Source organism: Dactylosporangium sp. NPDC051087 (assembly GCF_055586325.1).
The window spans coordinates 13205-35709 of sequence record NZ_JBVJIJ010000016.1 but is presented as its reverse complement, the minus strand read 5'-3'; the positions used below and the strand labels follow the sequence as shown (position 1 = coordinate 35709).

The 22505-nt window shown below is 74.8% G+C and carries 21 protein-coding genes; 14 read left to right on the top strand and 7 right to left on the bottom strand.

Annotated features, from left to right (window positions below; translation table 11 throughout):
- The first annotated feature begins 44 nt into the window (after positions 1–44).
- Together ACZ6TV_RS28930 and ACZ6TV_RS28925 are read left to right on the top strand one after the other, a co-directional pair.
- Complete coding sequence (locus ACZ6TV_RS28930) at positions 45–728, top strand: class I SAM-dependent methyltransferase (RefSeq protein ID WP_465300443.1); 684 nt, start codon at positions 45–47, stop codon at positions 726–728.
- A 46-nt stretch (positions 729–774) separates the two neighbouring features.
- Complete coding sequence (locus ACZ6TV_RS28925) at positions 775–1713, top strand: zinc-binding dehydrogenase (protein ID WP_465300442.1); 939 nt, start codon at positions 775–777, stop codon at positions 1711–1713.
- Here ACZ6TV_RS28925 and ACZ6TV_RS28920 read toward each other — a convergent pair.
- The gene (locus ACZ6TV_RS28920; RefSeq protein WP_465300441.1) at positions 1699–2142 is read right to left on the bottom strand and encodes a rhodanese-like domain-containing protein; all 444 of its coding nucleotides are present in this window, start codon (positions 2140–2142) and stop codon (positions 1699–1701) included. The two genes, ACZ6TV_RS28925 and ACZ6TV_RS28920, sit on opposite strands and share 15 nt — an antisense overlap.
- A 70-nt stretch (positions 2143–2212) precedes the next feature.
- Here ACZ6TV_RS28920 and ACZ6TV_RS28915 point away from each other — a divergent pair, with 70 nt between their 5' ends.
- Genes ACZ6TV_RS28915 through ACZ6TV_RS28895 form a run of 5 tightly spaced genes read left to right on the top strand, consistent with a single transcriptional unit; the run spans position 2213 to position 6323 of the window.
- Positions 2213–3184 (top strand): helix-turn-helix domain-containing protein, encoded by a 972-nt coding sequence (locus ACZ6TV_RS28915; RefSeq protein ID WP_465300440.1) that lies wholly within the window; start codon positions 2213–2215, stop codon positions 3182–3184.
- 11 nt (positions 3185–3195) lie between these two features.
- On the top strand, positions 3196–3990 hold the full coding sequence (locus ACZ6TV_RS28910) for an ABC transporter permease (protein ID WP_465300439.1): 795 nt from the start codon (positions 3196–3198) through the stop codon (positions 3988–3990).
- On the top strand, positions 3983–4765 hold the full coding sequence (locus ACZ6TV_RS28905; protein ID WP_465300438.1) for an ABC transporter permease: 783 nt from the start codon (positions 3983–3985) through the stop codon (positions 4763–4765). Before ACZ6TV_RS28910 ends, ACZ6TV_RS28905 begins: the two co-directional genes overlap by 8 nt.
- Positions 4762–5697: an ABC transporter ATP-binding protein gene (locus ACZ6TV_RS28900; RefSeq protein ID WP_465300437.1), complete on the top strand. Its 936-nt coding sequence runs from the start codon at positions 4762–4764 to the stop codon at positions 5695–5697. Before ACZ6TV_RS28905 ends, ACZ6TV_RS28900 begins: the two co-directional genes overlap by 4 nt.
- Positions 5694–6323, top strand: coding sequence for a maleylpyruvate isomerase N-terminal domain-containing protein (locus tag ACZ6TV_RS28895; protein ID WP_465300436.1), 630 nt, complete (start codon positions 5694–5696; stop codon positions 6321–6323). Before ACZ6TV_RS28900 ends, ACZ6TV_RS28895 begins: the two co-directional genes overlap by 4 nt.
- Here the strand turns inward: ACZ6TV_RS28895 and ACZ6TV_RS28890 are convergent.
- On the bottom strand, positions 6308–7546 hold the full coding sequence (locus tag ACZ6TV_RS28890) for an RNA polymerase sigma factor (protein ID WP_465300665.1): 1239 nt from the start codon (positions 7544–7546) through the stop codon (positions 6308–6310). The genes ACZ6TV_RS28895 and ACZ6TV_RS28890 overlap by 16 nt on opposite strands.
- Entirely contained in the window at positions 7534–7905 is a 372-nt protein-coding gene (locus ACZ6TV_RS28885; RefSeq protein WP_465300435.1) for a YciI family protein, read from the bottom strand. The genes ACZ6TV_RS28890 and ACZ6TV_RS28885 overlap by 13 nt, the downstream gene beginning before the upstream one ends.
- A 98-nt stretch (positions 7906–8003) precedes the next feature.
- Between ACZ6TV_RS28885 and ACZ6TV_RS28880 the strand changes: the two genes are divergently transcribed.
- The 5 genes from ACZ6TV_RS28880 to ACZ6TV_RS28860 all read left to right on the top strand — a co-directional run bounded on the left by ACZ6TV_RS28880 (position 8004) and on the right by ACZ6TV_RS28860 (position 11928).
- On the top strand, positions 8004–8432 hold the full coding sequence (locus tag ACZ6TV_RS28880; protein WP_465300434.1) for a YybH family protein: 429 nt from the start codon (positions 8004–8006) through the stop codon (positions 8430–8432).
- 101 nt (positions 8433–8533) lie between these two features.
- Positions 8534–9475, top strand: a complete 942-nt coding sequence (locus ACZ6TV_RS28875) for an ABC transporter ATP-binding protein (RefSeq protein ID WP_465300433.1) — start codon at positions 8534–8536, stop codon at positions 9473–9475.
- A 2-nt stretch (positions 9476–9477) separates the two neighbouring features.
- Positions 9478–10215, top strand: coding sequence for an ABC transporter permease (locus ACZ6TV_RS28870; RefSeq protein WP_465300432.1), 738 nt, complete (start codon positions 9478–9480; stop codon positions 10213–10215).
- Between the two features lie 10 nt (positions 10216–10225).
- Positions 10226–11326, top strand: coding sequence for a sensor histidine kinase (locus ACZ6TV_RS28865; protein ID WP_465300431.1), 1101 nt, complete (start codon positions 10226–10228; stop codon positions 11324–11326).
- Positions 11323–11928 carry a response regulator gene (locus ACZ6TV_RS28860; RefSeq protein ID WP_465300430.1) on the top strand — a complete coding sequence of 202 codons (606 nt, stop codon included), beginning with the start codon at positions 11323–11325 and terminating at the stop codon, positions 11926–11928. Before ACZ6TV_RS28865 ends, ACZ6TV_RS28860 begins: the two co-directional genes overlap by 4 nt.
- A gap of 61 nt (positions 11929–11989) precedes the next feature.
- Here ACZ6TV_RS28860 and ACZ6TV_RS28855 read toward each other — a convergent pair whose 3' ends face one another.
- The 3 genes from ACZ6TV_RS28855 to ACZ6TV_RS28845 all read right to left on the bottom strand — a co-directional run bounded on the left by ACZ6TV_RS28855 (position 11990) and on the right by ACZ6TV_RS28845 (position 15042).
- A complete protein-coding gene (locus ACZ6TV_RS28855) occupies positions 11990–13078 on the bottom strand; it encodes a hypothetical protein (RefSeq protein ID WP_465300429.1) in 1089 nt (362 codons plus the stop codon).
- Positions 13079–13179: 101 nt separating this feature from the next.
- Entirely contained in the window at positions 13180–13812 is a 633-nt protein-coding gene (locus ACZ6TV_RS28850) for a hypothetical protein (protein ID WP_465300428.1), read from the bottom strand.
- Positions 13813–13872: 60 nt separating this feature from the next.
- The gene (locus ACZ6TV_RS28845) at positions 13873–15042 is read right to left on the bottom strand and encodes a S8 family peptidase (protein ID WP_465300427.1); all 1170 of its coding nucleotides are present in this window, start codon (positions 15040–15042) and stop codon (positions 13873–13875) included.
- Positions 15043–15132: 90 nt separating this feature from the next.
- Between ACZ6TV_RS28845 and ACZ6TV_RS28840 the strand changes: the two genes are divergently transcribed.
- Positions 15133–17757 (top strand): CHAT domain-containing protein, encoded by a 2625-nt coding sequence (locus ACZ6TV_RS28840; protein WP_465300426.1) that lies wholly within the window; start codon positions 15133–15135, stop codon positions 17755–17757.
- 43 nt (positions 17758–17800) lie between these two features.
- Positions 17801–20860, top strand: a complete 3060-nt coding sequence (locus ACZ6TV_RS28835) for a hypothetical protein (protein ID WP_465300425.1) — start codon at positions 17801–17803, stop codon at positions 20858–20860.
- 480 nt (positions 20861–21340) lie between these two features.
- Here the strand turns inward: ACZ6TV_RS28835 and ACZ6TV_RS28830 are convergent, their stop codons facing one another.
- The gene (locus ACZ6TV_RS28830) at positions 21341–22444 is read right to left on the bottom strand and encodes a glycosyltransferase (RefSeq protein WP_465300424.1); all 1104 of its coding nucleotides are present in this window, start codon (positions 22442–22444) and stop codon (positions 21341–21343) included.
- Positions 22445–22505: the final 61 nt, after the last annotated feature.

The following is a 22505-nucleotide window of genomic DNA, read 5'->3' as shown; positions in this document are numbered from 1 at the left end:
GGACGGGCCCGCGAAGTCACCCGAACTGTGGGACCGTGAACGGCGTGGACCCCTCCGATCCCGGCGGCGCGGTGACGCGGGACGGCAGCCCCGTCGGCGTCTACGCGCTGCTGCCGACGACCGGCGAGCCGGCGCTCGTGCACGCGGCGGTCCCGGCCGGCGCGGAGATCCTCGAGCTCGGCTGCGGCGCCGGCCGGCTCACCCACGCCCTCCTCGACCTCGGGCACCCGGTGACCGCCGTCGACAACTCCGCCGACATGCTGGCCCACGTCGAGGGCGCCACGACCGTGCTCGCCGACATCGAGAGCCTCGACCTCGATCGCCGGTTCGCCGCGGTACTGCTGGCCAGCCACCTCTTCAACACGCCCGACGACCGGCTGCGGGGCCGGCTGCTCGCCGCCTGCCGGCGGCACCTGGCCCCCGGCGGGCGGGTCGTGATCCAGTGGCTGCCACCGGCCTGGTTCGACCGGGTGTTCGCCGACATGCGCCCCGTCACCGGCCGGATCGGGCGGGTGGAGATCACCGACACGCCGCTGTCCCACGACGGCACCGTGCTGCAGGCGCAGTGCACGTACCGCGACACCGAGGAACCCGGCACGACCTGGACGCACCGCTTCGCCACCCGGCGGCTCAGCCGCAACGAGCTGCACGCCGCCCTGTCCGGCGCCGGGCTGCGCTTCGAACGCCACCTGGACCCCGGCCGGCACTGGCTGACCGCCGTCATGTGAGCGGGCTCTTGACCTCAACCTCGCTTCAGGTCCCAGGCTGGTGGGCATGAAGGCGATCGAGGTGGCCCGCTTCGGCGGTCCCGAAGTCCTGCAGCTGCGCGACGTCCCCGACCCGGTCCCCGCCGGCGGTGAGGTGGTCCTCGACGTCGAGGCCGCCGACACGCTGTGGCTGGAGACCCGCGTCCGGGCCGGCGGCGGCGCCCCGTACTTCCCCGTGACGCCGCCGTACCGGCCGGGCGTCGGCGCCGCCGGCACCGTGCACGGCCGGCGGGTCCTGGCCCGGCTCGGGCACGACGGCGGCGGCTACGCGACCCGGGTCGCGGCCCGCGAGGACGCGCTCTTCGACATCCCGGACGGCGTCGGCGCGCGCGAGGCCGCCGCGGTCCTGCACGACGGGGTCACCGCCCTGGCGCTGCTGGACGTCGTGAAGGTCGTCGCCGGGGACCGGGTCCTCGTCACCGCCGCCGCGGGCGGTCTCGGCGCGCTGCTCGTGCAGGCCGCGAGGGCGGCCGGCGCGACGGTGGTCGCCGCCGCCCGCGGCCCGGCCAAGCTCGCCGCGCTGCGCGCGCTGGGCGCGGACGCCGTCGCCGACTACGGCGCCGCCGACTGGACCGACGGGGTGTGGGACCTGACCGGCGGCCTCGACGTGGTCCTCGACGGCGCCGGCGGCGACTACGGCCGCGCCGCGTTCGACCTCGTCGCCGAGGGCGGCCGCTTCTCCTCCCACGGCACCCCGGCGGGGTCGTTCGCCACCGCCGACCCGGACGTCGCCCGGGCCAGGGGGATCACCGCGACCGGCATCGAGGCCGTGCAGCTCGCCCCGGACGGGTTCCGCGCCTACCTCGTCCGGGCCCTCGACGCCGTCGCCGCCGGCCGGCTGACGCCGCTGATCGGGCAGACGTTCCCCCTGGAGCGGGCCGCCGACGCGCACGCCGCGATCGAGGGGCGCACCGCGATCGGCAAGACGGTCCTAACAGTCACATGACACGGCCCAGCGGGGCGCGGTCAGCTCGTCGGCCGGGTGGCGGTCCGGGCCGGTCGCCGTCTCGAACGTGAAACCCTCCCGCACCCAGTACTCGTAGCCGCCGAGCATCTCCCGCACCTGGTAGCCGAGCTTCGCGAACTCCAGGGCGGCCCGGGTCGCGCCGTTGCAGCCCGGCCCCCAGCAGTAGGTGACGACCTGCGCGCCGGCCGGGATCATCCCGGCGGCGCGGCCGGCGATCTGCGCCGTCGGCAGGTGCACCGCGCCCGGCAGGTGCCCCTGCGCCCACGCCTGCTCGCCGCGCGAGTCGACGACGACGTAGTCCGGGGTGCCCGCCCCGGCGCGTGCCTCCAGCGCGGCGTGGACGTCGCTGACGTCGGTCTCGAAGCGCAGGCGGGCGGAGAAGTGCTCGATGGCGGCCGTGTTCGTCATGCGCCCATCGTGCCGGCGGCGACCGCCCGCCGACAGTGGCGTGAATGCCACTGTGCACTAAGATACCGCCATGCTCGACGTGTCGGTCCTCGTCTACCCGGGCATGTCGGCGTTCGAGACCGGCATCGTCACCGAGGTGTTCGGCCTGCCCCGGCCCGAGTTCGACCGGCCGTGGTATCGGCTGGTCGTCTGCGCGCCCAGCGACGCGCCGGTGCCGATGATCGGCGGGGCGACGCTCAGCACCCCGTTCGGGCTCGCCGACTTCGCCGCCGCCGGCACCGTCATCGTCCCCGGCGTCGCCGACGTGCACCGCGACCCACCCGCCGCCGTCCTCGACGCGCTGCGGGCCGCGCACGCCCGCGGCGCCCGCATCCTGTCGATCTGCTCCGGGGCGTTCGCGCTCGCCGCCGCCGGGCTGCTCGACGGCCGCCGCGCCACGACCCACTGGCGATACGCCGACCTCCTGCAGCGCCGGTTCCCGTCCGTGCTGGTGGATCCCGGCGTCCTCTATCTCGCCGACGGCGACGTGTGGACCAGCGCCGGCAGCGCCGCCGGCCTCGACCTGTGCCTGCACGTCGTGCGCGCCGACCACGGCGCCGCGATCGCCAACGCCGTCGCCCGCCGGCTCGTCGTCCAGCCGCACCGCGACGGCGGGCAGGCGCAGTACATCGAGACCCCGATGCCCTCGACGGGCGCCGCACCGGACGGCGACGACCGGATCTCCCGCAGCGTCGGCTGGGCCCTGGAACACCTCGCGGAGCGGCTCAGCGTCGACGTCCTCGCCCGGCAGGCGCACATGTCGCCGCGCACCTACCTGCGGCACTTCACCCGGGTCACCGGCACCAGTCCCGTCCGGTGGCTGATCCGGCAGCGCGTCCAGGCGAGCCTCGCCCTGCTGGAGTCGACCGACAGCCCGATCGAGCAGATCGCGGCGGCCGTCGGCTTCGACACGCCGGTCACCTACCGGCACCACTTCGCCAACACGATGCGCACCTCACCGTCGGCGTATCGGCAGGCGTTCCGCACCGGGAGTATGCGGTAGTGTGACGCGCTGTGCGCCTCTGGTCGACACTCGTCGGGATCGGTTTCCGGCGATGGTCGACCTACCGCCTCGCGGCGTTCGCCGGCGCGTTCACCAACTCCGTGTTCGGGCTGATCCGCGCCGGGGTCATCACCGCGACCGTCGCCGCCGCCGGCGGCACCCTCGGCGGCTATGACGCGCTCGACGGCGTCACCTACGTGTGGCTCGGCCAGGCCCTCATCGGGCCCGTCTTCTTCTTCGCCTGGACCGAGCTGGCACAACGGATCCGCACCGGCGACGTCGCCGTCGACCTGGCCCGCCCGGTCGACCCGATGCTCGCGCACCTCGCCGCCGACCTGGGCCGCGCCGCGTTCGTGTTCCTGCCCCGCGGGCTGCCGCCACTCGCGGTCGGCGCGCTCGTGACCGGGATCGCCCTGCCCGGCGACCCGGCCGCCTACGCGCTCGGGCTGGTGAGCGTCGTGCTGGCGGTCGTGGTGTCGTTCGCGTGCCGGTGGATGGTCAACCTGAGCGCGTTCTGGCTGCTCGACCTGCGCGGCCCGATGACGCTGTACCTCCTGGTCACCAACATCCTGTGCGGCCTGGCCGTGCCGGTGCAGTGGTTCCCCGGGTGGCTCGCCGCGGTGGCCGCCGCGACCCCGTTCCCGTCGATGCTGCAGACCCCGATCGACGTGCTCACCGGCCGGGCCGCCGGCTGGGACGCGGTCAGGCTCCTCGCCGTGCAGGCGGTGTGGGCCGCCGGGCTGCTCGTCGCCGGCCGCCTCGTCTTCGCCCTCGGCACCCGCAGGCTGGTGATCCAGGGTGGCTAACCCCTACGTCGTCCTCGTCCACATGCGGATGCGGGCCCAGACGGTGTACCGCGCGTCGTTCGCGATCGAGGTCGTGGCCAGCCTCGGCGCGACCGTCAGCGGCTTCGGCGAGCTCTACGTCATCTTCGCCAACATCCCGGCGCTCGGCGGCCTCGACTTCGCCGCCGCGGTGCTCGTCTTCGCGATCGGCCACGTGTCCTTCAGCCTCGCCGACCTCGCCGTCGGGCACCTCGACGCGCTGCCGACCTACCTGCGGGCCGGCACCCTCGACGCGTTCCTGCTGCGCCCCCTGCCGGTCCTCGCCCAGCTCGTCACCGCCGAGATCTCGTTGCGGCGCTTCGGCCGGACCGCCGCCGGCACCGCCGTCGCGGCCGTCGCCCTCGCCCACTCCGCCGTGGCGTGGTCCCCGGCGAAGGCGGCGCTGCTCGCGGTCACCGTCGTGTCCGGCGCGGCCCTGTTCGCCGGGCTGTTCGTCGCCGCCGCCGCCGTCCAGTTCTGGCTGGTCGAGGGCACCGAGTTCACCGCCTCGTTCGTCTACGGCGGCAACTACGCCGCCCAGTTCCCGGCGAGCGTGTTCAGCACGCCCGCCCGGGTGCTGTTCACGTTCGTCGTGCCGGCGGCGTTCGTGGCCTACCTGCCGGTGCTGACCCTGCTGGACCTGCCGGGCGCCGGGATCCTCGGCTGGTGCTCGCCGGTCGCCGCCGCGGCGGTCTGGACGGTGGCGCTGCTCGGCTGGCGGGCGGGCCTGCGGCACTACACGGGAGCCGGATCATGAACATCATCGAGACGGCCGGCCTGCGCCGGGAATTCGGGGCCAAGACCGCCGTCGACGGGCTGACCCTCAGCGTGCCGCGCGGCGCCGCCGTCGGCTACATCGGCGCGAACGGCGCCGGCAAGTCGACCACCATCAAGATGCTCACCGGTATCCTCAAACCCACGTCCGGCACGGTCCGCACGTGCGGGCTGGAGCCGCTGAAGCACCGCCGGCAGCTCGCCCGCCGCATCGGCGTCGTCTTCGGCCAGCGCAGCCAGCTGTGGTGGGACCTGCCGCTGCGCGACTCGTTCCGGGCCCTCGGCGCGATCCACCGGCTCCCGCCCGCCGCGCTGACCGCCCGGACCGGGGAGCTCGTCGACCGGCTCGACCTCGCCGAGTTCGTGGACACCCCGGTCCGGCAGCTGTCCCTCGGCCAGCGCATCCGCGGGGAGGTCGCCGCCGCCCTCCTGCACGAGCCGGAGCTGCTCGTCCTCGACGAGCCCACGATCGGCCTCGACGTGCTCAGCAAGGAGCGGCTGCGGACGTTCCTCACCGAGCAGCGCGCCCTGCACGGCACCAGCCTGCTGCTCGCCACCCACGACATGGGCGACGTGCGCCGCCTCACCGAACGCATCCTCGTCGTCGACCACGGGCGGCTCGCGTTCGACGGCACCCTCACGGGACTCGCCGCGCAGGTCGGCGCCGAACGCATCGTCGTGCTGGACCTCACCGACCCGGCACCGCCGCTGACCGGCATCCCCGGCACCCGGCTCGTCGGCCTCGAAGCGGACGGGCTGCGCCAGCGGCTGTCCTTCGCCCCCGGCGAGACGACCGTCGCCGCTATCCTGTCCGCCGTGGCGTCCCCACTGCACGACGCCGGGGCGCAGGTGCACGATCTCACCATCGAGGAGCCCGACATCGAGGCCGTGGTCCGGAAGCTGTACGCGTCGTGACGACGCCCGAGGACGTCCTGCTCGCGGTGGCCCTGGCCCGCGAGGCCCTCTCCGGCGTGCCCGACGACGGCTGGGACCGCCGCGCCGGCACCCTCACCTGGTCGTGCTGGGAGACCGTCGAGCACGCCGCCGACGACCTGTTCGCCTACGCCGGCCAGATCGGCGTCCCCGACCCGCCCCTGGACGCCTACCTGCCGATCGCCTACCACGCGCGGTACGAGGGCGGCCCCGAGAGCACCGTGTTCGTCGAGCGTCCGGGCGGCACGCTCGGCCTGCTGCGCACCCTGTCCGGCTGCGCCGCGATGCTCGCGGGCGCCGTCGCGCTCGCCCCGCCGCAACGGCGTGCCTACCACCCGTACGGCGTCAGCGACGCCTCCGGCTTCGCCGCCATGGGCGTCGTCGAGGTCCTCGTCCACACCTTCGACGCCGCCGAGGGCCTCGCCGTGCCGTGGACGCCACCGGGCGACCTGTGCCGGCGCTCCCTCGACCGGCTCTTCCCCGGCATGCCGGAGCACCCCGACCCGTGGGAGACCCTCCTGTGGGCCACCGGCCGCCTCGCCCTGCCCACCCACCCCACCCGCTCCGTGTGGCGCTGGGACGGCCGCCCGGCTCACGAACGCGGCTGAAGCCGTGCCGCCCTCGACTCCAGGTAGCGCTGCTCGGGGCGGCTGAGCGTGCGCCGGGCCGCCAGCCGGTACTGCTCCCGCGCCCCGGCCAGGTCGCCGGCCAGCTCCAGCAGATGCCCCCGCACCGCCGCGGTCCGGTGGTGCCCGGCCAGCACCGGGTCCCCGGCGGCATCCCCGGCGACGTCCCCGGCGACCCGGTCCAGCTCGGCGAGCCCGGCCTCCGGGCCGTCGACCATGGCCCGCGCCACGATCCGGTTCAGCGTGACCATCGGGCTCGGGGCGAGCGCGTGCAGCATCCCGTACAGGGCGAGGATCTGCGGCCAGTCGGTGTCCTCGGCGCGCGCCGCCTCGTCGTGCACCGCCGCGATCGCCGCCTGCAGCTGGAACGGGCCGATCGGCGCCCGCGCCAGCGTGCGGGTGACGATCGCGACGCCCTCGGCGACCGCGGCCGCGTCCCAGCGGCCGCGGTCCTGCTCGGCGAGCGGGACCAGGTTGCCGTCCGGCCCGGTCCGCGACGGCCGGCGCGCGTCGGTGAGCAGCATCAACGCGAGCAGCCCGGCGACCTCGCCGTCGTCGGGCAGGAGCCGGTGCAGCTGCCGGGTCAGCCGGATCGCCTCCCGGGTCAGCTCCACCCGGTTCAACGCGTCGCCGGAGCTGGCCGTGTACCCCTCGTTGAAGATCAGATAGAGCACGTGCCGGACCGCGGTGAGCCGCTCGCCCAGCTCGACCGGCCCGGGCAGCTCGAAGCGGGTGCCGGTGTCGCGGATCCGCTGCTTGGCCCGGCTGATCCGCTGGCCCACGGTGGCCTCCGGCAGCAGCAGCGCCCGGGCGATCTCCGCCGTGCTGAGCCCGCCGACCGCCCGCAGCGTGAGCGTGACCTGCGCCGGCACGCTCAACGCGGGATGGCAGCACAGCAGCAGCAACGCCAGCTCGTCGTCGCCCCGCACCTCGGGCGCGGGCTCGTGCCCGACCGCCTCCTCGCGGCGCCGCCGGGCCGTCTCGTTGCGCAGCAGCTCCACCCGCCGGCGGCCGGCCACGGTGATCAGCCAGTTCCGCGGCTGCTCCGGGACGCCGGTCGCGGGCCACTGCCGGGCGGCCGCGAGCAGCGCCTCCTGCACCGCGTCCTCGCAGGCCTCGAAGTCGCCGTACCGGCGTACCACGGCGGCCAGGACCTGCGGCGCGCACGCACGCAGCAGGTCCGGCAGCCCGGTCACTGCTCCCAGGCGCTCATGTCGAGGACCGGGCGCACCTCGACCCGGGTGTACGCGGCGTCCGGCGCCTTCGCCGCCCAGGCGACCGCCTCGTCCAGATCCGCGACGTCGATCAGGTAGAAGCCGGCCAGGTGCTCCTTGACCTCGGCGTACGGGCCGTCGGAGGTGATCGTCCTGCCGTCGCGGACCGAGACCTGGGTGGCCAGGGCCGGGTCGCCCAGCCCTTCACTGACCACCAGCACCCCGGCCTCGCGCATCTCGTCGCTCAGCCGCAGGTGACCGAGGCCGAAGTCGGTCCGCTGCTGGTCGGTCAGCGTCTCCCAGACGGCGAGGGACTGCGGGTTCGACTGGATCAGGATCAGGTACTTCATGACTGCTCTCCTTCTTTCTTCTTTCTTTCTTGCCCGGGATGTCGAAACCGACCGGCCCGGCTTCGACATCCCGGGCAAGAGCGAAGGAAGGAACTGTCATGGACGAGATCCGGGAAGTCATCGAGGGCAAGGCCGCGCTGCTGGAGCAGGGTGACGCCAAGGCCATCCTGGCGCACTACGCGCCCAGCTACGTCGAATACACCCTCGCCCCGCCGCTGCGCCAGCCCGGCGACGGCCGGGACCCGGCCCCGCTGGAGGCCTGGATGGCCACCTTCGAGGCCCCGCCCCGCCGCGAGGTCACCCGGCTGGAGATCAGCACCGACGGCGACGTGGCGTTCGCGACCAGCATCGACCGGCTGACCGCCGTGCCGCGCGGCTCGACCGAGCCCTTCAGCCTGTGGTTCCGGGTCACGCTGGGCCTGCGCCGCGTCGACGGCCGCTGGCTGGTGACCCACGAGCACGAGTCGGTGCCGTTCGAGATGGACGGCTCGTTCCGCGCCTCGACCGACCTGACCCCCACCGGCTGAGCCGCCGCCGGGCCACCGTCCGGACCGGCGGTACATTTGTCACCGCCGGTCCGGTACCGGCGGACCTGCCACCGGGAGACCGGCGGCCGTAGCTTCGTGGCATGAGCACGGTTGAGCTGGACCAGGTGTCGTACGCGTACAGCGGCGGCGGCCTCGCGGTGCGCGACGTGTCGCTGCGCGTCGAGCCGGGCGAGATCGTCGCGATGCTCGGGCCGAACGGGGCCGGCAAGTCCACGACGCTGCTCCTGCTGCTCGGGATGCTGCCGCCGCGGACCGGCACGGCACGGCTGTTCGGCGGGCCGGTCGCCCGCGCGGTCGCCGGGGGCCGGGTCGGCGCGATGCCGCAGGCCGGTGGCGTGCCGCCCCGCTCGACCGTGCGCGACCTGCTGGAGTTCCTGCACGCGGTGTACCCGCACCCGATGCCCGTCGGGGAGGCCCTGGAGCTCGCGGACCTCGGCGGTGTCGCCGGGCGCACCGTGGAGCGGCTCTCCGGCGGGCAGCAGCAGCGGCTGCGCTTCGCGATGGCCGTCGTCGGCCGGCCGGACCTGCTGATCCTCGACGAGCCGACGGCGGCGCTCGACGTGCAGTCCCGGCGCGCGTTCTGGGCCTCGATCCGCGGCTACGCCGCCCAGCGGCGCACCGTCCTGTTCTCCACCCACTACCTGGAGGAGGCCGACGGCAACGCGGACCGGATCGTCGTGCTCGACCGCGGCCGGGTGATCGCCGACGGTACCGCCGCGAGCGTGAAACGGATGGTCACCGTCCGCACCGTGAGCGTGACCGAACAGGACGGCGGGTTCGAGCGGCTGCCGGGGGTCGTCACCGTCGCCCGGCGGGACGGGCGGGTCGTGCTCACCACCACCGACTCGGACGCCACCGTGCTCGCCCTCGCCGGGGCGGGCCTGCTGCACGACCTCGAGGTCGCCGGCGCGGGCCTCGAGGAGGCGTTCCTGACCCTGACCGGCACCGGCACCGGCACCGGCGACGGCACCGGAGACGCGGACCGGACCGCCGCGATGACGCTGACGCAGACGGGAGCATGACGATGGCCGCCTACATCAGGCTGGAGCTGCGGCGGCTGGGCAGGATGCCCGGGATGCTCATCTTCGCCGTGCTGATGCCGCTGATGAGCTACCTGCTCTTCACCAACCTCGACGGGCTGACCGGCCAGGACAAGGACGTCGCCGCGACGTACACGATGGTCGCCATGGCCGGCTACGGCGCGATCGGCGCCCTGCTCAACTACGCGTCCGGGGTCGTGATCGACCGGTCGATCGGCTGGATGCGGCAGCTGCGGCTGACCCCGCTGTCACCGGTACGGGTCGTCGTCGGCAAAGGACTCACCGCGATGGCCACGGCGATCGTCCCGGTCGTCGCCCTGTGCGCCGCCGCGGTGGCCGTGAACGGGGTCCGGCTCGACGCCGGGCAGTGGCTGGCGATCGTGCCGCTGCTGTGGCTCGGGTCGCTGCCGTTCGCGCTGCTCGGGCTCGGCATGGGGTACCTCGCGACGGCGCAGACCGTCCAGCCGCTGAACCTGCTCGTGTACCTGGGGATGTCGATCGTCGGCGGGCTGTGGCTGCCGCTGGACGCGCTGCCCGGCTGGGTCGCCGCGGTCGGCCGGTGGCTGCCGACCCACGCCTACGCCGACATGTCGTGGCAGGTGGCGTTCGGCGGGGCGCCGACCATGACGGACGTGCTGACGCTCGCCGCGTGGATGGTGGTGTTCACCGCCCTCGCCGTCGCCGGGTTCCGCCGGTCGGTCCGCAGCACCGCGGGCCTCTAGAGTGACCGGTATGCGCTGGAGGCCCTCGATCGGCGGGCTGCTCTGGATCGGCGTGTGGACGTTCCCGCTGCTCGACCCGGCCAGCTCGGTCACCGCCACCACCGGCGGCGTCGTCGCCGGCGCCGGGCTGGCCCTGTTCACGCTCGTCTACGTCATCACCACCACGATGGCGTTCGACCACCGGCAGGACCTGGACCGGGTCACGAGCGCCGGCTTCGCGGCCGTCGCGGCGCTCGGCGCCGGGCTCGCCGCGGCGTACGGCGAACGCTGGCTGGTCCTGATGCTGTTCGTCGCGGCGTGCGGCACCGCCGTCTACGCCGGCCGGGAGCGGCTCACCGTCGCGCTCGTCGTCCTCGGCTCGGTGCTGGTGGCGCTGGTGCTGCTCGGGCTGCTGCACCACGCGGACCCGGCCCGGCTGATCAGCACCCTGGTCAGCGCGGTGCTCTCGTCGGCGCTGGTCGGCGCGGTACGCCGGATGAGCCGGCTGATCCGCGAGCTGCAATGGGCGCAGGAGGCGCTCGCCACCGCCGCCGTCGCCGAGGAGCGGCTGCGCTTCTCCCGCGACCTGCACGACCTGCTCGGGCACACGCTGTCGGTGATCGTCGTCAAGGCGGAGGTGGTGCGCCGCATCGCCGAGCGGGACCCGGCCACGGCCGCCGCGCAGGCCGCCGACATCGAGGACATCGGCCGGCGCGCGCTCGTCGAGATCCGGGAGGCGGTCACCGGCTACCGGGAGAGCGGCCTCACCGTCGAGCTGACCCGGGCGAAAGGCGTACTGTCCAGCGCGGGGATCACCGCGACGGTGCAGCGCACCGCGGACCCGCTCCCCGACGACGCCGACCGGCTGCTGGCCTGGGCGCTGCGGGAGGCGACGACGAACGTGGTCCGGCACAGCGGCGCGGAGCGCTGCGACATCGAGATCTCCACCGCCGACGGCGCCGCGGCGCTGCGCGTGGCCGACGACGGCGCGACCGCCGCGAAGCCCGGCGGCGGCGCGTTCGGCAACGGGCTGCGCGGGCTCACCGAACGGTTCGCGGCGGCCGGCGGCACCCTGGAGGCGGGCGCCCGCGCCGGTGGCGGTTTCACGCTGGTCGCGAGACTGCCGCTGTGATCAGGGTGCTGCTCGCCGAGGACCAGGGCATGATGCGCGGCGCACTGGCGCTGCTGCTGGACCTGGAGCCCGACATCGAGGTCGTCGCGCAGGTCGCGACCGGCGACCGGATCGTGCCCGTCGCGGTGGAGGTCCGCCCCGACGTGGCCCTGCTGGACATCGAGATGCCCGGCGGCGACGGGATCACCGCCGCCGCGGAGCTGCGCCGCCGGCTGCCCGCATGCCGGGTGCTGATCCTCACGACGTTCGGGCGGCCCGGGTACCTGCGCCGCGCGATGGAGGCCGGGGCGAGCGGCTTCCTGGTGAAGGACGGGCCGGTCGAGGAGCTCGCCGCAGCGGTCCGCCGGGTCCGCGCCGGCGACCGCGTCGTCGACCCGGCCCTCGCGGCGGCGGCGCTCGCGGCCGGCCCAGACCCGCTCACCGACCGGGAGCGCGACGTGCTGCGCGAGTCCGCGGGCGGCGCGACCGTCGCCGACGTGGCCGCGCGGCTGCACCTGTCGGAGAGCACGGTGCGCAACTACCTGTCGGCCGCGATCACGAAGACCGGCACCCGCAACCGCATCGAGGCGGTCGGCGTCGCCCAGGCCAACGGCTGGCTCTGAGCGTCCGATCTGCTACGGTGGGTGCAACACCGACAGATTATTTTTTCGGTTGTGCTAGTGTTCAGGAGGCTGTGCGGCGACACCACCTCGGGTCTGTGTCGGCCACTCGGGTCGGCGACGGCCGGTGGTGTTGCCAGTGCCGCAGCATCGGGGCGGGGTCCCAGCCGAGCTCGCGCGAGCGGTAGGCGGCGTCCGCGCACCGCGCCGTCCAGCTCTGCCCGGCCGTGTCCGCCTGCCGCAGCAGGTCGTCGCGGAGGTCCTGCAGGACGCGGATCGAGTGCTCGAACGCGGGCACCTCACGCTCGCGTTCGTCCAGCTCGGCCATCCAGTCGACGTCCCGGCCGTCGCAGACGCTGCACGCGCACCCGAAGAGGCCGGGGTCCGGGTGGCGGCGGTGCGCCCTGGCGATGGCGCCGATCCGCCGGTAGGACAGCGCCGGGCCGAACACCGCGGAGGGCGCGGCGGGCCGGAACCCTGCCGCCGGGGCGGCGCTCAGCGCCGGTCGCGGGGTCAGGTGGCGCAGGCCCGCGACGGTGCCGACGGCGGCCGCCGACGCGCCGTGGCACAGCGCGCCGAGCGCTGACACGTCGCAGCGCAGCAGCAGCGTCGGCACGCCGCAGCCGAGGACGGCCAGCAGGCCCTCCACGACGCCGGGCAGGCCGAAGGGGTCGCGTTGCGCCTCCAGCACCAGCGCGACCGGGGTGTCCGCCGCGCGGATGTGGCCGGTCAGGACGGTGCGGTGCATCCGGTCCTGGAGCCAGACGGGGTGCAGTGGCAGGACGGCGATCGTGTCGGGCAGCACGGCGGCGCGGTGCAGGATGCCGGCGAGGCCCGGCTCGTCGTCGCGGTCGACGTACCCGGAGTCGGTGAGCACCGGGATGCCCAGCTCACGCTGGCGGCGCAGCCATCGGGGGTTGAACGGCGCGCTCGCCGGCAGCCGCGCCTGCCCCGCGTAGCGGGCCGCGTCGAGCAGCAGCGGCGCCTCGAACCGGCGCTGGCGCAGCAGGTAGGCGGCGGTGGCGAGCAGGCCCGCCTCGTCGCGCTGGTACGGCGAGACGACGAGACCCGCGCCGGGTCGCTCGGCGATCGGCGCGCAGCGCAGCGCCTGGTTCGCCGAGCAGTGCACCAGCAACGTACCTTCGGTGATCATGGCATTCGTCGATCCCGTCACTATTGGTACATCGAGGGTAACCAATAGTGCGGGATTCACGAACATTCATGTTCGAACTGGTGTTCTATCTGAAAAGGCGCTCAGTTGCAGGTGTACGTGAACGTCGCGGTGTCGGAGGCGGCGCTGGGCGCGGTGACCTTCAGCGTGGACGTGGAGGTGCCGGCGGCGCGCCGTACCTCGGCCTCCCACGAGTCCGTGTAGGTCTTCGACTTCAGGGTGGCGCTGTGCTCCTTGCCGCCGTCCACGGTGTACCGCAGCTGCACGTCGGGCGTGGAGACGCTGATCGTGACGGTGACCTTCACCCGGACGGACCGCGGGACGCGGGGGCAGGGGCCGGTCATGCCGGCCGGCTCGACGCTGATCGACGCCGTCATGACCCGTGGCCTGTTCGGCGTCGGCGAGGCCGTCGCCTTCGCGGGGCTCGGGGCCGTGGTGCCCGGCGTCGTGCTCTCCCCGGGGGCCGGCTGCGCCGGCGAGACGGCCACGACCGGCTCCGCCGCCGCCGACCTCGCACGCGGGCGGGCCGGCTCGGACCCGCCGCTGAACAGGGCGAACGCGGCCAGGCCGGCGACGAGCACCAGGACCGCCGCGCCGCCGCCGACGAGCAGCAGCGTCTGGCGGGACCCGTCGGCGGCGGCCGGCGCCGGGTCCCGCTCAGGGTCCTTCTCAGGGGTCAGCCATACGGGATGGCTGGGCTCCTCGGGTTCGATCACGCGCAACAGTGCACCACGGCGTGTCAACGCCGTGGTGCACGATCCGAGGAGCCGCCGGTGTCAGTGCAGGGCGGGGTAGCCGCCGACGGGGCTGCCCTGCGCCTCGGCGCGGACCGCGGCGGCCGCGGCGGCCACCGACCCGGCGGTCGCGACCCGGTCGACGATCGCGGCGACGACCTTGGGCGTGGCGAACGACGTGCCGCTCCACGCCGCCCAGCCGCTGCTGAACAGCTCGTGGTTGATGTACGTGCTGACGATGTCCGCGCCGGGTGCCGCGACGCTCACCCACGGGCCGGTGTTGCTCCACTCGCAGACCGCGGTGCCGTCGTGCGCGGCGACGGCGAGGAGCCTGCCCGCCCAGTCCGCGCCGCCGGTGTTGAACGCGGCCGGCCAGAACGGCCGGTCGGCGATGCCGTTGTTGCCGGCGGCGGCGACCACGACCCGGTCCCCGCCGGACAGGAACGTCTGCAGCGCCGAGGACAGCGCCACCGGCGGCAGGTCACCGATCGAGTAGCCGCCGAGGGACAGGTTGAGCACGTCGGTGTCGGTGAGGGCGGTGATCGCGGCGGCCAGGTCCGCCTCCGTGCACACGCCGAAGCTGTCCAGGACCTTCACGATGCGGACCTGCGCGCCGGTCGTGCCCTGCGCGACGACACCGGCGATGAAGTTGGCGTGGCCGACGTCGGAGTCGAGCATGCCGTCGGCGTCGCCGTCGGTGACGGTCTCATGGTTCTCCGGCGTCGCCGAGTAGCACCCCGCGGGCAGCGGGCTGTCCAGCCAGATGCCGGTGTCCATGACGACGACCCGCACCGACGCGTTGTCGGCGGACGGGCCCAGCTTCGCCGGGAGGGCGTCGGCCGCCACGGGCGGTCCGAACGGGCCGCCGTGCTCGTGCGGGGTCGACATGAAGACGTGGTTGGGACCGGCCACCGAACCCTCCGGCAGCTGCCCGCGCAGCCGGCGCACCGCGTCGGACACGTCCAGACCCGACGTCTTCAACCGGCGCAGACCGGCCGCCGGCTCGTCCTCGATGATCTCGCTCGTGCGGTGGCCGAGGCCGACCAGGGTGCGGTGGGCGACCGCGGTGCCCGCGTCCTGGACCAGGATCTCGTCGGCGACGAACCGCACGGTCCGGCCGCCGCGCGACTCGGTGCGCAACCACGGCAGTCCGGACATGCGTGCGTCGCGGGTGTGCAGCCACCGTTCGAGACGATCTCGTGCAACGGACATGCTTGCTCCTCAGTCGGGAATTGCGTGCGCTCATCTTCAGGCTGACCGCTGACAAGAGACGCCGGCCGGGTGCCGTGATACACATCGGAGGTGTCCACCACCGCCGACGAGCTGGCGCAGCGGCTGTTGCCGATTGTGATGGCCGATCCGGTCAAGGCCAAGAAGCGCGCCGACGCGGCGTTGCGTGACGCCCGGCGCGCCGGTGACCGGGCCGCCGAGGCGGTGGCGCTGCGGGCTCTCGGCCTGGCCGCCCGGGCCAGGCACGACGCGGCCGACGCCGCCCGGCACCTGCGCGCGTCGATCACCGTCGCGCGCCGGCACGGCCTGACGCAGTACGAGGCGGAGGCCCGGATGAGTCACGCGCTCATCCTCGACGACCTCGGCCGGCCGACCGCGGCCCTGCGCGAGATCGACCGTGCCCTGGCCGAGCTGCGGGGGCAGCGGCGCTCACGGGCCACGATGCAGCGCGCGCTGATCCTGCGCCGGCTCGGCTTCGACCAGGAGGCCATGGAGCTGTACCGGGACGCGCTGAAGGCGTTCCGGCGCTCCGGTGACGCGGTGTGGGAGGCCCGGACGCTGACGAACCGCGGGGTGCTGCACGGCTTCCGCGGCAACCTGCGCCTCGCCGAGGACGACCTGCGGGCGGCGCAGACGCTGTACAACCGGCTCGGCATGCCGACGGCCGCGGCGCAGGTCGAGCACAACCTCGGCTTCGTGGCCGCGCAGGCCGGTGACGTGCCGACCGCGCTCGCCCGCTACGACCGAGCGCACGACCGGCTGTGGAAGACCGGGGTCGACGCCGTCAGCCTGCTCGACCGGGCGGATCTGCTGTTGTCGGTACGGCTGCTGCCGGAGGCCGGGACCGCGATCCGGGCGGCGATCGCCGCCTGTACCGACGGACATCTCGACTCGGTGCTCGGCCAGGCGCACCTCATGATGGCCCGGCTGGCGCTGGTGACGGGTCCCTCCTCCTTCTCGGAGGCGCGGGGCGCCGCGGCGGCCGCGCGGAAGGTCTTCGCCCGGCAGAAACGCGCCGTGTGGATCGCGCGGGCGCACGTGGCGGAGCTCGCGGCGGTGGTGGCGTCCGGCCGGGCGCACCGCGGCACCCTGCGCGACCTGCGGACCGCCGGGCGGACCCTGGTCGAGGCGGGCTGGCCGCAGCCCGGCTGGGAGGCGCTGCTGGACGCCGCGCAGCTCGCCGTCGACCTCGGCGAGCACGGCACCGCCGCCGACCTGCTCGACGAGGCCGCCGCCGCGGCGAAGCTCGGCCCGGCGCCGCTGCGGGTGCGCTGGTCGCACGTCCGTGCCCGGCTCGAGCTCGCCCGCGGCGCGACCGCCGAGGCGGCCCGGGCCGCGACCGCCGGGCTGCGGATCGCCGACGAGTTCCGGGCCAGTCTCGGCGCGACCGAGCTGCGGGTCCGCGGCAGCGTCGAGGCGGCCGCGCTCGCCGGGCTCCGGCTGCGGCTCGCCCTGGACCACGGCGGCCCACGGGAGGCGCTGACCTGGGCGCAGCGGTGCCGGTCGGCGGCGCTGTCGCTGCCGCCGACCCACCCGTCCAGCGACCCGGTCGTCGCCCGGCACCTCAGCGAGCTGCGCCGCATCACGGGGGAGCTGGCCGCCGCGCCCGCCGGGCCGCAACGCGCCGGGCGTCTCCTGCGCCGGCAGCGGTCCCTGGAGGCGGAGATCCGGCGCCGATCGTGGCGGGTCCCCGGTGCCGGGCCGACCGCGCGGACCGACGTGCCGTTCCCGGCGCTGGTCGCCGCGCTGGACGGGCGGGTGCTGCTGGAGCTGCTCGCGATCGACGGGGTGCTGCACGCGCTCGTGGTGTTCCCGGCCGGCGGCCGCTACCGGGTCGCGCACCGGGTCGTGGGGCCCATCGCCCCCGTGGCGACGGAGCTGGAGCACCTGCGGATCGCGCTCAGCGGGCAGATCCTCGGGCACGGCGGCACCAGCGGCGACCGGGTCGGCCGCGGCGCCGGGACCCTCGACCGGCTGCTGCTCGACCCGGTCGCCGACCTGATCGGCGACGGCCCGCTGGTCCTGGTGCCGACCGGTGCGCTGCACGCCATGCCGTGGACGATGCTGCCCCGGCTGCGGGGCCGGTCGCTGTCCGTCGCGCCGTCCGCGGCGATCTGGTGGCGGGTCGCGACCCAGCCGGCGGCCGAGGGCCCCACGGTCCTGGTCGGCGCGCCGTCCGCGGCGCAGGCGGCGGCCGAGGTCGAGCAGATCGCCGCCGACCAGCGCGTCGCGCCGACGGTGCTGGTGGGGGAGCGGGCCAGGGTGGCGCCGGCGCTCGCCGCGCTCGACGGCGCCGCGATCGGGCACATCGCCTCGCACGGCGAGTTCCGGGTCGACAACCCGCTGTTCTCGTTCCTGATGCTGGCCGACGGGCCGCTCACCGTCTACGACCTGTCGGCGCTGCGCCGGCCGCCGGCGCTGCTCGTGCTGTCGGGGTGCGACACGGGCCTCGCCGACGTGCACCCCGGCGACGAGCTGATGGGCCTCGTCTCGGCGCTGCTCAACATGGGCACCGCGACGGTGGTGGCGAGCACCGGGCCGGTCGACGACGGCGCGACGCGGCTGCTGATGCGCGACCTGTACTTCCACCTCGGCGCGGGGCACGCGCCGGCCGAGGCGCTGGCGCTGGCGCAGTCCGCCGCGGCACCGGAGGTGCGCTTCAGCGCGGGCAGTTTCGTCTGCTTCGGCGCCGGCTGATCTTTCTCCGCTTTTGTCGGTGGGCGGCTCTACGATGTGCCGCATGCGACGGGTGTGTGCTCCTCTGACGGCGGCGTCGGTGCTGCTGGTGCTCGGTGCGCTCGTCGCATGGGGCGTCGGCGGCGCGCTCGGGCTGTCCTTCAGCCCGGTGGCCGTGCCCGTCGAGCGGGCCTCCGCCGCGCCGGTGACACCCGTGGCCGCGGCGCCGTCGATCTCCGTGATCGCCGTGCCGGCCGAGCCGCGGCTGACGCTCGCCGCGGGCGCCGTGGCCGACGCGCTCGTCCAGCGCGGCCTGCCCCGGCCCGTGATCGGCCAGGAGCCGGCCGGCGCGCAGCTCACGGTGGTGGTCGGCGGGACGCCGTTCTCCCCGTCGCCCGAGGCCTATCGGCTCGGCGGCGACGACGCCGGGATCACCGTGGAGGCCGACAGCGCCGCCGGTGCGGCCGCCGGGCTCTATGCCGTGGCCGACCGGATCCGTTCCGGCACCGCGGTGCTGCCCGCCGACGGCCCGGCCGTGTTCGCGCCGAGGCTCGGGCTGCGGCTCACCGACGCCGGGTCCGTGGGCCGGGAGCCCGACCCGGCCGCGTTCGCCGCCGGCACCGACTATTCGCTCAACACCGACGTCGTCGGCGGTGCCCTGCTGCCCGCCGCGCCGTGGGTCGACCAGGCCGCCGTCGACCGGATCGCCGGGCAGTTCCGGCAGTTCGTCGAGCACTCCCTCGCCCAGGGCTACAACGGCGTCGTCGTCCCCGGCTTCCTGGAGTATGTGACGTTCTCGCTCGTCGGCGACGGCCACGCGGTCTATCCCGAGGGCGACGACCACGTCGCCCGCGCCCGCGCGCTCGTCGCCGCGTTCGGCCCGGTGTTCCGCCAGGCCGCCGACCTCGGCATGAAGGTCTACCTGCTCACCGACATGCTGGCCGTGTCACCGCCGCTGGAGCGCTATCTGCGGCACGAGTTCGGCGGCCTCGCCGTCGGCGACCCCCGCTTCTGGGAGGTCTATCAGCTGGGCCTCGCCGAGCTGTTCACGGCGCTGCCGTTCACCGCCGGCCTCATGGTCCGCATCGGCGAGGGCGGCGACGTCTACCGGCAGCCAGGCTGGGACTATTCGTCGAAGATCGCGGTCACCGACGCCGGTGCCGTCCGTGCCATGCTGCGCGCCCTGCTGCAGACCGCCGGCACCGCCGGCAAGGACCTGATCTTCCGCACCTGGACCGTCGGCGTCGGCGCCGTCGGCGACCTGCACACCAACCCCGCGTCCTACGACGAGGTCCTCGGCGGCATCGACGACCCGCACCTCATCGTCTCCACGAAATACACGCTCGGCGACTTCTACAGCCACCTGCCCTTCAACAGCACGCTGGAGACCGGCACCCAGCGGCGGATCGTCGAGTTCCAGGCACGGCGCGAGTTCGAGGGCTTCGGTGCCCTGCCCAACGACCTGACCGGCCTGCACCAGCAGGCGCTGCGCCGTTTCCTCGCCGCCAACCCGCACGTCGAGGGCATCTGGACGTGGACGCAGGACGGCGGCCCGCTGCGCGCCGGCCCGATGACCCTGTATCTGCGGACCGGGTTCTGGCAGCTGTATGACCTGAACGCCTACACCCTCGGCCGGCTCGCGCGGGACCCCGACGCCCCGGCGGAGCAGCTGACCGCCGACTGGGTCCGGCAGACGTTCTCCACCGACCCGGCGACGGTCGCCGCCGTCTGCGAGATGCTCGCCATGTCCCGCGAGGCGGTGACGAAGGGCCTCTACATCGGCGCCTACGCGGACCGTTCGGTGCGCGCCCTCGGCCTCGAGCCCCCACCCATGATGTGGATCTTCGAGTGGGACATCGTCACCGGCGACTCCGCCGCCCTCGACAGCATCTACGCCGTCACCGCCTCCGCCGGTGCCGTGGACGCGGCCGTCGCCGAGGGGGAGGAGGCGGTCGACGTCGCCACGCGGATGCGTGCCACGATCACCGCGACCGACCCCGCCACGTGGCGCGACCCGGTGCTGCGCGCGAAACTGATCGACACCCTCACCTATGCCGTCGACCTGTTCGGCACGCTCGGCGCGTACCGCACCATGGTCCTGCGCCACGTCCAGTGGCTCGACACCGGCGACGCCGCAGCGTACGACGCGTGGCGCTACGCGGAGAGCCGCTACCTGACCGCCCGCGCCGCCCACGTCACCCGCTATTCCGGTGACGTGGACCTGCCCGCCTACAACTTCACCGCCGCCGACCTGGGCGCCGCCCGGGCCGACCGCGACCCGGTCATGGCGTGGCTGGCCAGGGCCCTGCTCGCTCTCCTGCTGGCGGCGCTGGTGTCCGGCGCGCTGCGCGCCCGCCGCCCCCTCGCCCTGCACGCGTTGTGGCTCGGCGCCGCCCGCCCCTGGCGCCTCGCCGACCGCTCGCCCGACGGTGCCGGCTGGTCACCGACCCGCGCCGACCGGGTGCTCGTGCTCGCCGTGCCGGCCGCGGCCCTGGTGGCGAGCCGCCTGGTCCTCACCTGGTTCGCGGCCCCGGCCCACCTGCTGACGACCCTCGGCGCCTGGCTCCTGTTCACGCTCGCCGCCCGTCTCCTGATCGGCCGCCGCGACCCCTTCCTCCTGCACGCGACGATCGGCGGCGTGGCCCTCCTGCGCTCCGTCCTGCTCCTCGCCGTTCTGTCCGTGCGCGGCCCAGGCCACTACTGGCTCCAGTTCTGGACCGCCCCGACCGCCAGGTCCGTCTACATCTGCGTGGCGTTCGCCGCGTTCGGCTGGCTCTTCGTGGCCACCGCCCGCACCCTCCGCGCCGGCTACGCCCTGCCCCGCCGCCGGGTCACCGGCATCCTGCTGCTCGCCACGGGCGTCCCGCTCGCGCTGCTCGGCGCCCTGGTGACCGCCGTCGGCCTGGAGCGTGCCCTCACCGTCTGGAACGACCAGCTCGCCCTCCTCCCGTGGGGCCTCTCCCGGATCCTGGGCATCACCGTCTACCTCGGCATCCCCACCACCCTCCCGGCCGCCGCCACCGCCACCGGCCTCGTGCTCACCCTCACCGGCACACTGCTCTCCCTCCGCAGGCGCACCACGTCGAGCCCGCCCGCGACGGAGCCCCTCGCCCTCACCTCATGACCCCCCGCTCACCGACCACCTTCCCGGCGCCGCCTTCTCGCGCAGGGCCGTCCCGCAAGCCCGGCCCGTGCAGCGGCGTGCGCAAGTCCGGCCCGTGCTCCGGTCGCGGCTCGCCGCTCCTGATGGAGGTGGCCTGCGACGCGGTCCGCGCGGGTGGGAAGCGTTCGTCGTCGTTGCGTGGTCGTCGCCGTCCGCAGCCGCTGTCCACATGTTGCTGGGCATGGCGAACGCGGTTGCCTCGCCTGTCCGGGGCGGTGGGGCGATGCCACGGCGCCGGTGCTGAGATCACGCGGGCCGATCCATGCCGTGCGGTGCGGGAAGCGGCGTCGCGTTCGCGGTGTTGCCCGCGGACTCCTGTTCGGTTGATGAGCATGTCGACCGTTCCCGGGTGGCAGGTCCACTCCACGCGGCGCCGGCGTTGAGAAGGACGTGGGCCGGACACGACCCGCGACCCGATCGGCTCACCTGCGAAACAAGAGATCAGGCGGTGAGGGTACGGAGGACCGTTGCGGCGTCGGGCATGGCAGCGAGTGCGGTGCGGAGCGAGGTCGCCGCCGTCGTGAACGAAGGGTCGTCGAGCAGGCGGGTGACGTGGCCGGTGATTGCGGTGCCGGTGACCTCGGCGGGGTGCAGGGCCAGGCCGGCGCCGGCGAGTTCGACGGCTTCGGCGTTCATGAACTGGTCGCCGCCCTGCGGGAGGACCAGGTGCGGCAGGGCGTGGGCGAGCGCGCCGAACATGATCCCGGCGCCGCACTGGGAGACGACGGCGGCGCAGCGGGGCAGGAGCAGGGTGTGCGGCACGTACGGGGCCAGCAGCACGTGCCGCGGCTGGCGGCCGAAACCGGCGGGGTCGACGTCCGGGCCGACGGTCGCGATCACGTTGACGGGCAGCGTCGACAGGGCGGCGATCGCGGTGTGCAGCACGTTGCGGTTGCCGTGGAAGACGGTGCCGAGGGTGACGTGGACGGTCCGGTCGAACGGCAGCGCCTCCACCGCGGCCGGCAGCCGTTCGCCGGGTGACGGGATGCCGGACACGGGGCGCAGCGGCAGCGTGTGCCGCCAGATCCGTTCAGCCGCGGGAGCGCCGCCCGGGTCGCCCAGGCCGGAAGGGCAGAGTTCCAGGTAGGTGGCGGCGCGGTGGTCGGCGCCGGCACCGAAGCGGGCGAGCAGGGCGTCGAGGACCGGGCCGAACGCGGCCCACACCCGCATCGGCGGCATGATGCCGATGCCGTGGACGACCTGGCGGGCGCCGGTGACGGCGGCGGCGACCGGGCCGGCGAGTTCGGTGTCCTCGGAGACGACGAGGTCGGGTTTCCAGTCCAGCGCGCGCGGCACCAGGTCGGCGGCGCGGGCCCGGGCGGAGGCGGCGAAGTACTCGAGCCAGTTCGTGTCCGGGCCGCCGCCGGCCTCGCGGTGGGTCGGGCCGGCGGCCCAGGTGGGGATCCCGCGGCCGGTGAGGCGGGCGGCCATGTCGGCGCCGGTCGCCACGACGACGTCGTGTCCGGCGTCGCGGGCGGCGAGGACGAGCGGCAGGATCGGGTTGACGTGGCCGTACATCGGGCACGCGCTGAAAAGGATCCGCATACCTCGTCCACGCACCCCGCGACGCGCCGGTTCAGGGGCCGTGTCGAAATCCGGGTCGGCC

Excerpts from the sequence above, each read along its gene's own strand:
- ACZ6TV_RS28925 (WP_465300442.1), top strand. The coding sequence starts at position 775 with ATGAAGGCGATCGAGGTGGCCCGCTTCGGCGGTCCCGAAGTCCTGCAG.
- ACZ6TV_RS28920 (WP_465300441.1), bottom strand. The coding sequence starts at position 2,142 with ATGACGAACACGGCCGCCATCGAGCACTTCTCCGCCCGCCTGCGCTTC.
- ACZ6TV_RS28915 (WP_465300440.1), top strand. The coding sequence starts at position 2,213 with ATGCTCGACGTGTCGGTCCTCGTCTACCCGGGCATGTCGGCGTTCGAG.
- ACZ6TV_RS28900 (WP_465300437.1), top strand. The coding sequence starts at position 4,762 with ATGAACATCATCGAGACGGCCGGCCTGCGCCGGGAATTCGGGGCCAAG.
- ACZ6TV_RS28885 (WP_465300435.1), bottom strand. The coding sequence starts at position 7,905 with ATGAAGTACCTGATCCTGATCCAGTCGAACCCGCAGTCCCTCGCCGTC.
- ACZ6TV_RS28880 (WP_465300434.1), top strand. The coding sequence starts at position 8,004 with ATGGACGAGATCCGGGAAGTCATCGAGGGCAAGGCCGCGCTGCTGGAG.
- ACZ6TV_RS28875 (WP_465300433.1), top strand. The coding sequence starts at position 8,534 with ATGAGCACGGTTGAGCTGGACCAGGTGTCGTACGCGTACAGCGGCGGC.
- ACZ6TV_RS28870 (WP_465300432.1), top strand. The coding sequence starts at position 9,478 with ATGGCCGCCTACATCAGGCTGGAGCTGCGGCGGCTGGGCAGGATGCCC.
- ACZ6TV_RS28865 (WP_465300431.1), top strand. The coding sequence starts at position 10,226 with ATGCGCTGGAGGCCCTCGATCGGCGGGCTGCTCTGGATCGGCGTGTGG.
- ACZ6TV_RS28855 (WP_465300429.1), bottom strand. The coding sequence starts at position 13,078 with ATGATCACCGAAGGTACGTTGCTGGTGCACTGCTCGGCGAACCAGGCG.
- ACZ6TV_RS28845 (WP_465300427.1), bottom strand. The coding sequence starts at position 15,042 with ATGTCCGTTGCACGAGATCGTCTCGAACGGTGGCTGCACACCCGCGAC.
- ACZ6TV_RS28835 (WP_465300425.1), top strand. The coding sequence starts at position 17,801 with ATGCGACGGGTGTGTGCTCCTCTGACGGCGGCGTCGGTGCTGCTGGTG.
- ACZ6TV_RS28830 (WP_465300424.1), bottom strand. The coding sequence starts at position 22,444 with ATGCGGATCCTTTTCAGCGCGTGCCCGATGTACGGCCACGTCAACCCG.